This window comes from Thalassospira sp. GO-4 (assembly GCF_023588965.1).
In the GTDB taxonomy this organism is placed as follows: domain Bacteria; phylum Pseudomonadota; class Alphaproteobacteria; order Rhodospirillales; family Thalassospiraceae; genus Thalassospira; species Thalassospira povalilytica.
In genome coordinates this window covers 1362307-1373882 of the sequence record NZ_CP097807.1, presented here as the reverse complement: position 1 = coordinate 1373882, position 11576 = coordinate 1362307, and the positions used below count along the sequence as shown (strand labels likewise).

11 protein-coding genes are annotated in these 11576 nt (G+C 54.3%); 6 read left to right on the top strand and 5 right to left on the bottom strand.

All coding sequences use genetic code 11. The annotated features are described in order from the left end of the window. The first annotated feature begins 27 nt into the window (after positions 1-27). Positions 28-1599: an alpha/beta hydrolase-fold protein gene (locus M9H61_RS06550; protein WP_250284041.1), complete on the top strand. Its 1572-nt coding sequence runs from the start codon at positions 28-30 to the stop codon at positions 1597-1599. A gap of 78 nt (positions 1600-1677) precedes the next feature. On the opposite strand, the gene M9H61_RS06545 is transcribed toward M9H61_RS06550, so the two are convergent. Further along, complete coding sequence (locus M9H61_RS06545) at positions 1678-2736, bottom strand: Glu/Leu/Phe/Val dehydrogenase dimerization domain-containing protein (protein WP_250284039.1); 1059 nt, start codon at positions 2734-2736, stop codon at positions 1678-1680. A gap of 586 nt (positions 2737-3322) precedes the next feature. On the opposite strand from M9H61_RS06545, the gene M9H61_RS06540 reads away from it, so the two are divergent. Beyond that, entirely contained in the window at positions 3323-3556 is a 234-nt protein-coding gene (locus tag M9H61_RS06540; RefSeq protein WP_068518736.1) for a hypothetical protein, read from the top strand. Positions 3557-3669: 113 nt separating this feature from the next. Here the strand turns inward: M9H61_RS06540 and M9H61_RS06535 are convergent, their stop codons facing one another. The 4 genes from M9H61_RS06535 to M9H61_RS06520 all read right to left on the bottom strand — a co-directional run bounded on the left by M9H61_RS06535 (position 3670) and on the right by M9H61_RS06520 (position 7824). After that, positions 3670-4260 carry a 2-hydroxychromene-2-carboxylate isomerase gene (locus M9H61_RS06535; protein ID WP_250284037.1) on the bottom strand — a complete coding sequence of 197 codons (591 nt, stop codon included), beginning with the start codon at positions 4258-4260 and terminating at the stop codon, positions 3670-3672. 146 nt (positions 4261-4406) lie between these two features. Continuing rightward, positions 4407-5501, bottom strand: a complete 1095-nt coding sequence (locus M9H61_RS06530) for a hypothetical protein (protein ID WP_250284035.1) — start codon at positions 5499-5501, stop codon at positions 4407-4409. A gap of 113 nt (positions 5502-5614) precedes the next feature. Beyond that, a complete protein-coding gene (locus tag M9H61_RS06525; RefSeq protein WP_250284033.1) occupies positions 5615-6751 on the bottom strand; it encodes an NAD(P)/FAD-dependent oxidoreductase in 1137 nt (378 codons plus the stop codon). A 47-nt stretch (positions 6752-6798) separates the two neighbouring features. Continuing rightward, a complete protein-coding gene (locus M9H61_RS06520; RefSeq protein WP_250284031.1) occupies positions 6799-7824 on the bottom strand; it encodes a hypothetical protein in 1026 nt (341 codons plus the stop codon). Positions 7825-8018: 194 nt separating this feature from the next. Between M9H61_RS06520 and M9H61_RS06515 the strand changes: the two genes are divergently transcribed. From M9H61_RS06515 to galU, 4 genes are all read left to right on the top strand, one after another. After that, entirely contained in the window at positions 8019-8918 is a 900-nt protein-coding gene (locus M9H61_RS06515; protein WP_068518573.1) for a division plane positioning ATPase MipZ, read from the top strand. Positions 8919-8985: 67 nt separating this feature from the next. Next, complete coding sequence (locus tag M9H61_RS06510) at positions 8986-9708, top strand: VWA domain-containing protein (RefSeq protein WP_250284030.1); 723 nt, start codon at positions 8986-8988, stop codon at positions 9706-9708. Further along, positions 9708-10544 (top strand): molecular chaperone DnaJ, encoded by an 837-nt coding sequence (locus tag M9H61_RS06505; protein WP_250284027.1) that lies wholly within the window; start codon positions 9708-9710, stop codon positions 10542-10544. The genes M9H61_RS06510 and M9H61_RS06505 overlap by 1 nt, the downstream gene beginning before the upstream one ends. A gap of 112 nt (positions 10545-10656) precedes the next feature. Further along, positions 10657-11544 (top strand): UTP--glucose-1-phosphate uridylyltransferase GalU, encoded by an 888-nt coding sequence (galU, locus tag M9H61_RS06500; RefSeq protein ID WP_068518570.1) that lies wholly within the window; start codon positions 10657-10659, stop codon positions 11542-11544. The last annotated feature ends 32 nt before the right edge of the window (positions 11545-11576 follow it).

Below are 11576 nucleotides of genomic sequence, written 5' to 3'. Positions count from 1 at the left end.
ATTGAATTTTTGATGGGGATGGGATTGATGACCCTTGCATATTCCGGGGCGCTTCATGCCGGTCCTGACGAAAAACAACTGTCTGTGCACGGACAGCTTGCTTCTCGTGGTGAAGCTACTGACATCGCCGTCCGGATTGGTTCGGGCGGTTATGTGGCCGGGCTGGTTGACAGTGATCATGATCCGGTCACGGTCGAACTTTTGGATGCCGATGAAAAGGTTATGCGTGAACTGGCGCGTAATGCTTCTGGTCAGATACGGTTTTTCTTTGTGGCACCAACCGATCATCCCAAAGTGCGGATCACCGCCGAAAGCACCAGCGGTGCCGCATTCACAATGACGTTCGACCATCTGGTTGAACGCAAAGACCAGATCCCGCCCGCCCGTCAGTATCAAAGCCCGATGATTGCCAATGCCGCAAAGGCGGTTGCAGCAGGTGCTGGGACGGACGCCTTTTGGGCGCTGGTTTCGCAACAGGGCGCGCCACTTGTCGAGCCCCGCACGGATAGCAATGTTGTTCTGACATTTCTTGCCCGTGGCCTTGAACGTAATGGTCGTATCCTCGGTGCGCCAAGCAATGATCACGAATTCCTTGAACGTTTGGGGGATAGTGACATCTGGTTCAAAAGCTTTGTGGTGCCAGACAGTACAAGGCTTTCCTACAAGATCGCCCGCGACATTCCGGAATTTGATGCTGATGTGCGCGCACGCCGGGTCGCGATCCTTGCCACGGCACAGGCCGATCCGCTTAATCCGAATGTGTGGCCGGATGATGCGCCCGACATTTACAATCAGAAATCGGTGATCGAACTTGATCATGCGCCAGAGCAGCCCGGCATGGCCGGAAACGCATCAAACAAGGGCACCTTGTGGGATTTCGAATTTGATAGTCCGGTTTTGAGCAACAAGCGGACGATCACGCTTTACCGTCCCTACGGGTTTGATCCGGGCAATGAAAAGAATGTGCTGCTTGTGCTTTTTGATTCCCGTGAATATCGGGAAACCGTTCCGACACCGGCAATTCTTGATAATCTGATCGAACAGGGCGTTTTGCCCCCGGTTTCGGTTGCTTTCATTGCCAATCCCGACGGGGATGCGCGCGGCCGCGAATTGCCGGGAAATCCTGTTTTTGCCGATGTGCTGGCAAATGATCTGATGCCGGTGGTCTTTGAACGGTTCGGGACAAACTTTGCATCAAATCGCATCGTCATTGGCGGTTCAAGTTATGGTGGACTGGCGTCAATGACCATCGCAGTGCGCCATCCTGAATTGTTCGGAAATGTATTATCAATGTCGGGATCATTCTGGTGGTCGCCAGACGGAACACCGGCTGATCAGAACGAATATGTGTCATACCATCTTGCCCGTACCGACAAACGTCCGGTGCGTATTTTCATGATGGCGGGGCTGTTTGAAACCGGACGTGGCGATGTCGCGGGTATTCTCGAAAGCAACAGACATCTGCGCGATGTGTTGCTGGCCAAAGAATATGACGTGACCTATCGGGAATATGCCGGGGGGCATGATTATCTGGTTTGGCGGGGCGCGCTTGCCGATGGTCTGATCGCGTTGTTCGGGCAGGCACACGGGCCTTCATGACGGGCCGACGGCGACAACATATGGTTACAAAAAAGACGGGGGATATTCCCCCGCCTTTTAAATTGCTGATTCTGACGATCAGGCCGCCTTGCGGGTCAGACCAAAACGTTCTTCGGCCAGGCGGTCGGCGACAAAGCCGGTCGACAGGTTTTGCTGTTTGGCGCGTTCAAAGATTTCGCGCACGGTGATCGCGATGCCTTCGATATGTTTGTTGGTTTCGGTCACCGGCTTGCCTTCGCGGCAATAGTGGACTTCTACCACGCCACCGGCATTGATGACGTAATCAGGGGCATAAAGAATGCCGGCTTCACGCAACATGTCGCCATGGCGGTCATGTTCGAGCTGATTGTTCGCGGCACCGGCAATGATACCGACCCGCAATTTTTCGATGGTCTTGTCATTGATCACCCCGCCCAGCGCACAGGGCGCAAGAATATCGGCCTCGGTGGCAAGGATATCGTCGACCGAAACCGCGGTGGCGCCAAAGGCATTAACCGCGGCGGTGACGCTGTTATTGTTCAGGTCTGCGACAATCAGCTTGGCCCCCGCATCATGGAGCATCTGACAAAGGTGATAGCCGACATGGCCAAGACCCTGGACGGCAACCCGCAATCCGGTCAGATCATCGCTGCCGAATTTGAAGCGTGCGGCTTCTTTAAGGCCGATGAACACGCCATAGGCCGTGAACGGTGATGGATCACCGGTGCGCGCCGGGTCGGAACCGTCATTGATGCCGCCGACATGTTTGGTCTGGCTTGCGATCTGTTCCATGTCTTCGGGGCTGGTGCCGACATCTTCGGCGACGATATAACGCCCGCCCACCTGTTCAACAGCGCGGCCCATGGCGCGGAACAGTTCCGGTGTCTTCTGGCTGCGCGGGTCGCCAATGATCACGGATTTGCCGCCGCCAAGCGGAAGGTTGGCAAGGGCTGACTTGTACGTCATGCCGCGCGACAGGCGAAGCACATCATGAATGGCTTCCTGTTCGCTGGCATACGGCCACATGCGGCAACCGCCAAGCGACGGACCAAGATTGGTATTGTGGACGGCAATGATGGTTTTCAGGCCAGTGGTTTCGTCACTGGCAAACACGACCTGTTCATGGTCATCAAATGCGGTATCGGAAAAGACGTTCATCCTATTGCAGCCTCCTGGCAGCATCATTGTTCTGGTGCAGGCTGATGCCTGCTTATTCTTTTATGTTTGATGCATTGCCGATCCGATCAATTTCAAATTCATCGAACAGCAAAAAAAGAACGTTTCGGTTGGGGCGTGATGATGGCGTGGAATTTTATGATCATTGCGCATTTGCTTTGAAATATTATTTCGCGACCTGTGCGCTGCAGCATGTTGTCGGCGCGCGGAAGTGATCCATTTGGGAACGGGATATGATTCTTTTTGATCGGAAATCGCGCATAAAAAACGCGATCCGGTCGGTATTGTGGCTTCATTTGTGACAATCAATTTTCCAGTCGCGATTTTTTGCGTGCTATGCGCGCTGATCACCGCTGACCGGGCGTTTGACGGAGATGCAGCTATGACAAAATCGCACTTGAAACCGGAGTAATTAACCGTGAAATACGAATTAACCGGACAATTTACGGCTCGTTAAGGCACGAAACGTAAGCTGATGGTTGGGTATCTTGTAGTTGAGATTCCCGGTTCAGGACACGACGGCGTCTGGGCGGCGCCGCCGGACAAAAAAGTAAGGAGATCGGCGGAAATGTCTGCATTCACAGACCATCGCCAGACCGTTTTCGAAGTTGAATTGCACAACCAGGCCGTTCGCGAATGCGTCAAGGAAAACCGTTCCCACGATATCTTTGATGACCGTTGGGCGGATGTGCAAACCCGTGAAGTTGCAGCCTGCGACGAGATGAAGGCCCTTGCCATGATCGAAAACACCTATCCGTCGTCAGACGGATTTGTTGTCGATCACGTCAAACGCCTTGTCTGAGGGGACAAGAAATCTGGTTGCTGATCTGATCAAAAACCAAACGAACGGGGCGGGAAAATTTCCCGCCCCGTTCGTTTGTGGATGATGTTTTCGCAGGCGATCAAGCCCGGGACTTAGCCAAGGGCGCGGTCAACGAAATCAAGCCGGTCCTGTCCCCAGAACATTTCATGGCCAACGAAATAGGTCGGAACACCAAAGATGTTGCGATCGCGCGCGGTCTGGCAATTGTCATCGTAAATCCGGGCAATTTCCGGAAGGTCTGCATTTTCAAGATATTCCAGTGACAGCCCGCTTGCCGAAAGCGCATCGCGAATAACAGCCGGATCGGTGATGTCGCGTTCACGAAGCCAGATGTCGCCCATAAGGGTTTCGGTCAGGTCTGTGACATCCTTGCCGTCTTCCTGGACTGCAATGATGGTCCGCGCGGCCAAGGTTTCGTCGACCGGGAAGAATTTGGGGTGCAGATTGATCGGAAGATCAAGAAATTCCGACCAGCGTTTAAGTTCTACCAGGCGGTATTCCTGACGCGGTTTCGGTCGTTTTGCCAGGGGCACGCCGCCACCATGTTCCCAGACATCTGCCGCACGGCAGGGCTTGTGAATGATGTCGACGCCATGTTTTTTGGCAATGTCGACGGCGCGGCGAAAACCGAAAAACGACCAGGGCGACTGGACGAAAAAGTAATGGATGATCGGTTCGGACAAGTTGGCCTCCTGTTTCTGCAAGGCAGATTATATTTTATCAATGCCCTACAGTGCCCAAGCCCGCCAAGGACGTCAAATGCCAGTCGTCGCGAAGGCACGACGATACGATCATTTATGCGTGAATGTCGTTTTTCGGTAGAACGGGATCAGTAATCAAGCCACCAGGCATATTCATCAAGACCCCCAAGCAGGGCGCCGTCAAAGCCCAGCTTCATGATGCCGCCAAGATAACTGTTCTCGCTGCCATAAATCAGGCTTTGCCATTCACGTTTCCAGTAATAGACGTGATGTTCCTGACCCCAGCGGGCCAGAAGGTTGCCTTCGCCGACAAAGTCCGGAGAACCGGCGCGCCAGTTGCTTTGCCAGTAATAGCGATATGTTTCCGCCGTCGCGACATTGATATAGGCCATGATGGTGCGCGGTGTGCCGGTCTTTTTGTAGCGCAGGCGCTTCATGTCATCATAGGTCAGCGGGATGGTGCCCCGGTGGAACGGATCAATGATCAGCGTATCGTAGTTGGTTTGGGCCAGCGCATTGATATAGGCGTCTTTGGTGCCATATGGCGAACTGTCCAGAACCATGGCAAAGTTTTTGGCCTGACGCAGATTGTCGACCACATGCGGGTTGGAATTGATCGGAGTGCTTGGGACCTTCGCAAGACTTGAAAGCTGCATGCCCGGTGGCGGGGCAGCATAATAAAGGGCGTCCAGCCCCGAAAGCCGTTGGCGTGCGGTCTGCATATCACCGAGTTTGTCGGTATAATCAACGACCAGATATTTCAGGCCTTCATATTTCAGCCGTTCAAGGTAGCCGAGGATATATTTGCTTTCCTCGTCCTCGGTCGGTTCGCCGTAATTGTCATAACCGAAAAACGGTGCTTCGGTCATGATACCGTCAAGGGCGCGCAAATAATCGCGTGCGGGTTCTGCGGTGCCGCGGGCGGCAAACAGGGTGGTTTCCAGATATTCGGTCAGCTCAAGCCCGTTCATCGCGACAATCGAAAAGTCGCTGCGATAGCTTTTTGCCCAACGACTGATGGCAATCACATAGTCACGCATCTCGTCGGTGAATTCGACTTTCGGCTTTCCGGTATCAATCCCGGATCCGCGGCCGGAACTCAGACTGTTCGGCGCAATGGTAAATGGTTCAAGTTGCTGGGCATGAAGGGCAAGCGGGCTTGACGCCATCAAGGCGCTGCCAAGTCCCAACATGCTTTTTGCAAGAAAACGGCGTCGCGACATGGTGGATGAAGGATGCCGACCATCTGGCAGCAATGCCCTGTCCTGTGTCCGAACCGAATTTTTCTGGCGTGCTTTTCCCATTCTTTACCCGTCGCTGGTTGCCCAAAATGGCTTCACGATGCCGCTTGGAGGTCGCCTTTTTGTGTCATCAGGTCGGTTACCCGGGCGCCGATCGCAAGTGACGCAGTCAGTCCGGGTGATTCAATACCATAGAGCATTACAAGTCCATTAAGACCATGGACCTTTTCATCGGCGATCATGAAGTCGCGGGCGGCTTCGCCGGGGGCCTGAATTTTGGGGCGAACCCCGGCATAACCGGTCTGAAGGGCATCTTCATTGAGGTCAGGGTAATATTTGCGGATGGCCTCGGCAAAGGCAGACCGGCGTTCCTCGGGAACATCGTAATTTGGCTGATCAACCCATGTGACATCCGGACCAAACCGCGCCTGTCCACCCAGATCAAGTGTCAGATGAATACCAAGACCGGCCTGTTCTGGTGCCGGATAAATCAGGGTGGAAAAGGGGGCCTTGCCCGACAGGGTAAAGTAGCATCCACGCGCATAATGTTGCGGCGGAACGGTGTCGGATGGCAAACCGGCAAAGTTGCGACCAACCGTCTGGCTGTGCAATCCGCCCGCCACCACCAGTTCGGCGCAGGTCAGGCTCATTTCTTCGCCATCGGCATCACGGGTCGTCACCGTGTAAAGCCCGTTTGCGTGATCAACTGATGTGACCTTTGTATTGAGGGCTAGCGTGGCACCGTTATTTTCCGCTTCGCCCAGCAACGTCACCATTAACTGATGCGAATCAACGATGCCGGTGGACGGGCTGTGAAGGGCACCGACGCAATTCAGGGCGGGTTCACGTTCAAGGGCTTCTTCCTGACTAAGCCAGACAAGGTCCATCACGCCATTTTCACGGGCCTTTTTTTCAATTCCGCCAAGCGCATCAAGCTGGTCCTTGGCGGTGGCAACGATCAGTTTTCCAGTGCGTTTGTGATCAATGCCATTTTCCGCGCAGTAGCGATACAGCATTTCCTTGCCGGAAATGCACAGTTTGGCTTTCAGGCTGCCCTTCGGGTAATAGATCCCGGCATGGATGACTTCGCTGTTGCGCGCACTTGTTTCCGTGCCGATTGCATCATGCTGTTCAATGATCAGAACTTCACGGCCGGTATTGGCAAGAGAACGGGCACAAGCCAGTCCGACGACACCTGCGCCAATGACGATTGTTTGGATATCTGCGGTCATATTCTGTCGTTTCGTTGGGGCGGAAATTTAAATGATGGTGTGTCTGGTCAGTTTGCCTGACGGAAATAGACAGCCTGTCCCTGGTTGTCCTGTCCGTCACCGGTAACGGTTGCCGCACTTTCACTGGTGTAATGTCCGCGGGCAAAGCTGCTGTCATTGCAGTAAACATACCAGCTGCCGAACGGCAAAGTTCCGGTCTGATATGCACCGCCTTCGTGGCGCCAGATACCTTCGCAATGGCGCTGGTCGTCATCAAGGATCATGGTGCCTTCGCCGGAAGGCTGATCAAAACGCAGCATGCCTGTGCCGCGAACGCCTTGCCAGTTGGTTGTGATCCGGATGCCATCTGTTGGTGGCGGTGTCGTGGTTCCGGCGGGTTGATCGGTATCGACGGACGGGGCCACTTCGGCAGTGGCGGGCGAATTTTCCGGAAGTTCGATCATCAGCCTGCCAAAGAACGCGGCGGCGAATTGCTGGGCGTCGATCATCGGCAGTGCATTCTGCGGTGAAACCACGCCTGCCTGGGCCTGGACAAGGCCGGGGGTGCAGTAATAGCCAAGAATACGGCTGCCGCGCTGTGTCTGGGTTTGCGGATCCCACTGACCGACAAAGGCCACGCATTGTGACCCCTGACGGACAAACGGCGTCAGGGCAACCGGACCATAGCGCGTATCCTGGACAAAGCCCTTGCCATTGATGGCGGTGCGGTCCTTTAGTGCGTCAAACATGTCAAGCAGACGGTCCGGTGCCATGGCGGTGCTGAACCGGAAACCGGGTGCCGATGTCGTGTAAACGGTTTCGAGATAAAGGTCGCTTGCCGCTGTTTGCGGCTCCTTCGGGGTGCGCGGTGCGAACCATCGACCCACAAAAACCGTGCTGTTGTCGCGATACTGGCGCAGGAAGGCTGTCTGCCCATCCAGCTGTGTTGTGAAGTTAACGGGGCTTTGATCGGCGGGAATCTGTTCAAATGCACCGGCCTGTTGGGCTGATGCCATATGCGGCACAGAAATCGCCAAGCTGGCAAATATGGCGCCAAACACCGCCGCCCGATACCTCACATCGCGTCCTTTCATTTTGTTTTCAGGCGCATTTTTGCGCTGTGCTACCCTTATCTTTACCTTTGTGCATAAGGATTGGCTAGTGGTCAGTCGTTCGACATTGTCGAGATGAGTTTCTTTTACCTTGATTTTTACGGATAAAGTGGCTCATTGGGGTGATTGGTCATTGGGGACACAACCAATAAGCCTGAATAACGGAGCAGACATTCATGACGGTGCAAGAGACCAGCGCCAACGGGGACAGCGCAGGCCAACAGACTGCGACGGACAAACAACCGCAGTCCAACCGCGCCCATGTGATCGTGATCGGGAACGAAAAAGGGGGATCAGGCAAGTCGACCACGGCGATGCATCTGATTGTTTCCCTGATGAAGATGGGGTTCAAGGTCGGATCGCTTGATATCGATGCCCGTCAGGGAACCCTGACGCGTTATGTCGAAAACCGCACGGCATTCAACGAGAAAAAGCGTCTGAAGCTTCCGGTGCCCGATCATCGACCGATATATCGCAGCGAACTTCCTGATGCCAACGAGGCCAAGCTTGACGAACGCGAACGCTTTACAACCGCGTTGGGCGAAATGGTTCTGAGCTGCAATTTCGTGGTCATGGATTGCCCGGGCAGTGACAATTATCTGTCGCGTCTTGCCCATGCCTGTGCCGACACATTGATTACACCGATCAATGACAGCTTCATCGATCTGGACATGCTTGCGCGGATTGATCCCGACAGTCTGGCGATCAAGGGGCCCAGCATCTATGCCGAAATGGTGTGGGATGCGCGCAAACGCCGGGCGGCGATTGATGGCGGGACCATTGACTGGATCGTCATGCGCAACCGTTTGTCCCATCTTGATGCCCGTAACAAGCGCGATATCGCCGAAATTGTCGAAAAGCTTGCCGACCGCATCCGGTTCCGTCAGGCGCCGGGCTTCGGGGAACGTGTCATTTACCGCGAGCTGTTTCTCAAGGGGCTGACATTGCTGGACCTGCGGGAAAAAGGTGTCGGTATCCCGATGAGCATGTCCCATATGGCTGCCCGTCAGGAAGTGCGATCGTTGCTCGAAGTGATCGGCTTCAAACCGGCAGAGGGCGAAGAGTTGCCGATCTGACCGCCTGCGGCCTATATCTTGATGGACCCGACACAGTCCAAACGACATATAAAGCAGGCAGGTCACCGTGAGCCGCAAAGATATTATCCCTGACACGTCAAGCAGCAGGGAAGTCGATGACTTCCTTAAGAATGCGCGTGATCTTGCTGTGCATGCACCGGCATCGGGTCCGTCGCAGGGGCGACTGATCTTTGCCATGGATGCAACTGCCAGCCGCCAGCCAAGCTGGGACCGGGCGGCGGAAATTCAGGCCGAAATGTTTGACGCGGTGGATGGCATCGGCGCACTTGATATTCAGCTTGTGTTCTTTCGCGGTCTGTCTGAATGCAAGGCAAGCGGGTGGTGTCGCAATGCCGGCACGCTGCGCAACTACATTTCAAAGGTCAGCTGCCATGCCGGTCATACCCAGATCGAACGTGTACTTGCCCATGTCGAACGTGAAGCCGACACCCACAATATAAATGCCCTGATTTATGTCGGTGACTGCATCGAAGAAAACCCGGACCATTTGGCGCCGATGGCCGGGCGTCTGGCGTTAAAGGGGGTAAAGGCCTTCATGTTCCAGGAAGGAAATGACCGCGATGCCAGTTTCGCCTTTGGTGAAATTGCCCGTATTACGGGTGGCGCCTTCATGCAGTTTGATGCGCATTCTGCTGCAAAGCTTCGCAAATTGCTTGGCGCGGTGGCGAGCTATGCGGTCGGTGGGCACGACGGTTTGTCTTTGTATCAGAAGAAAACCGGGTCTGATGATGTCCTGATGCTTGGCCATCAATTGCGGAAACGTTCCTGATGCAGTGGGTTTTAATCGGTATTGCGGTCTTTGTTGCTGTCGGGTTTCTGATCCGCTGGCTGGCTGAGGTCGAGCCGAAAGATGTCCGCAAAATTGGTCTGTTCCTGATTGTAGGGCTTCTGGTCTTGCTTGCAATCTGGCTACTTTTGACCGGTAAAATTGCCGCAATGTCAGCAGCTTTGGCCGTAACAATGCCATTTTTGGTGCGGATGATGAAACTCGGTTTTTTATGGCCATTGTTTCGTCGGGTCTTTGCCCATTACCGGCGCCGGGCGCGTCCGGGACAGATGGGCAGAGGATCTGCCAGCACCGGTGGTGTTGGTGGAATATCTGAAATTCGCACGGAAATTTTGCATATGCTGCTTGATCTTGAAACCGGACAAATGAAGGGAACGGTGTTGACCGGATCCTTTGCCGGAAAAGATTTAGACAGCTTGGGGGTTGACGACCTGCAGTTGCTTTTTGTTGACTGTTGTCGTGCAACGGACCAAAGCCGGACGGTTCTGGAAGCCTATTTTGATCGTCGGCCCGATTGTTCGGGTTGGCGGGAATGGCCACAGAGAGATCATGGCGATCACGATGCGCATTTCAGGGGAAACGACCGCAACAATGGCAAAAGAAGCCAGGGCAATAACGAAAGTGCCAGCACGGCGGACATGACTGCAGATGAAGCTCGACGAATCCTTGGTGTGGGGGCCAATGCCACCCGCGCGGAAATTAATCGGGCTTACAAGATCCAGATCAAGGCGGTCCACCCCGATCATGGGGGATCAGACTATCTGGCTGCACAAATCAACACCGCGCGAAGCCTTTTGTTACGGCTATGTAAAGATTAGCGTGAATTATTGGTGCGCTCGCTTGATAGATGTTCTTGAAATGTGGCAGAAGCATATTTGCCTGCACTTTCTGAACGAAGGGGCGTGCAGCGGTTGAAAAGGGAAGTTGTGAATGTCGAGAAAGATCAAGAAGGCTGTTTTCCCGGTTGCAGGTATGGGAACCCGCTTTTTGCCAGCAACCAAGGCCATGCCCAAGGAAATGCTGCCGGTTGTTGATAAGCCCCTTATCCAATACGCTGTTGAAGAGGCCATCGCCGCAGGCATTGAAGAATTCATCTTTGTGACCGGTCGCGGCAAAACGGCAATTGAAGACCATTTTGACCGATCCGCCGAACTTGAAGCCATCCTGACCGAACGCGGCAAAACCGACGCGCTGGAAACAGCACTTGCCATGATCCCGGAAAACGGTCGTGTGACCTATACCCGTCAGGGTAATCCGCTTGGTCTTGGTCATGCGGTTCTGTGTGCCAAGTCTCTGGTCGGGGACGAGCCGTTTGTGGTTCTTCTGGCAGATGACCTTATCCAGGCGAAAACGCCATGCATGAAGCAGATGGTCGAAAGTTATGGCCGGACCGGTGGCAACATGGTTGCCGTAATGGACGTGCCGCGCGAAGAAACCCAGCGCTATGGCGTTCTGGAAGTCGAAGGCACCAATGGCCGTCTGGTCAGTGCATGCGGCATGGTTGAAAAACCGAAACCCGAAGATGCGCCGTCAACCTTGTCGGCAATTGGGCGCTATATCCTTGATCCGGGTATTTTCGAAGTTCTCGAAAACATCCCGCGCGGGGCTGGCAATGAAATCCAGCTTACCGACGCACTGGCAGCCATGATCGGTCACGTTCCGTTCTATGGATACCGTTTTGAAGGCCGTCGCTTTGATTGCGGCAACAAGATCGGCTTTCTTAAGGCGACCATGTCATTTGCGCTTGCGCGCGATGATATGCGCGACGATGTTCGCGAGCTCATTCATGAATTCGCCGAAGGCGAAGCAGCAGAATAATTATTGAATTTCAACAAGAACTGACCGGAACG

Coding starts and splice junctions, on each gene's coding strand:
- M9H61_RS06550 (WP_250284041.1), top strand. CDS start 28: ATGACCCTTGCATATTCCGGGGCGCTTCATGCCGGTCCTGACGAAAAA.
- M9H61_RS06545 (WP_250284039.1), bottom strand. CDS start 2,736: ATGAACGTCTTTTCCGATACCGCATTTGATGACCATGAACAGGTCGTG.
- M9H61_RS06540 (WP_068518736.1), top strand. CDS start 3,323: ATGTCTGCATTCACAGACCATCGCCAGACCGTTTTCGAAGTTGAATTG.
- M9H61_RS06530 (WP_250284035.1), bottom strand. CDS start 5,501: ATGTCGCGACGCCGTTTTCTTGCAAAAAGCATGTTGGGACTTGGCAGC.
- M9H61_RS06525 (WP_250284033.1), bottom strand. CDS start 6,751: ATGACCGCAGATATCCAAACAATCGTCATTGGCGCAGGTGTCGTCGGA.
- M9H61_RS06520 (WP_250284031.1), bottom strand. CDS start 7,824: ATGAAAGGACGCGATGTGAGGTATCGGGCGGCGGTGTTTGGCGCCATA.
- M9H61_RS06515 (WP_068518573.1), top strand. CDS start 8,019: ATGACGGTGCAAGAGACCAGCGCCAACGGGGACAGCGCAGGCCAACAG.
- M9H61_RS06505 (WP_250284027.1), top strand. CDS start 9,708: ATGCAGTGGGTTTTAATCGGTATTGCGGTCTTTGTTGCTGTCGGGTTT.
- galU (WP_068518570.1), top strand. CDS start 10,657: ATGTCGAGAAAGATCAAGAAGGCTGTTTTCCCGGTTGCAGGTATGGGA.